Source organism: Photobacterium sp. R1, assembly GCF_054600795.1.
The window spans coordinates 1-281 of sequence record NZ_BAAHZP010000459.1 but is presented as its reverse complement, the minus strand read 5'-3'; the positions used below and the strand labels follow the sequence as shown (position 1 = coordinate 281).

The window sequence follows — 281 nt, the reverse complement described above, 5'->3', positions numbered from 1 at the left end:
CAGGAAGGCGACGTGATTGTGACTGAAGGTGTTAACCGCCTCCGTGATGGTCAGCATGTGACTGTTGTGGTTCAGGAGGCTGCAAAATAATGAAACAAGATATAGCCACATACTTTATTAAAAACAAAGTCATCAGTTGGATGCTGACTCTGATCTTTCTGATCGGCGGGACAATGTCATTTCAGGAATTAGGCAGGCTGGAAGATCCTGAGTTTACGATCAAAGACGCCATGGTGGTTACCTCTTACCCTTGTGCGACAGCGCAGCAGGTTGAAGAATAG

General features: G+C 46.3%; 1 pseudogene. It reads left to right on the top strand.

Annotation, left to right across the window (positions count from 1 at the left end):
- Nucleotides 1-89: 89 nt before the first annotated feature.
- Nucleotides 90-281: pseudogene (locus tag ACYP03_RS25845) on the top strand (hypothetical protein); the annotation flags it as partial.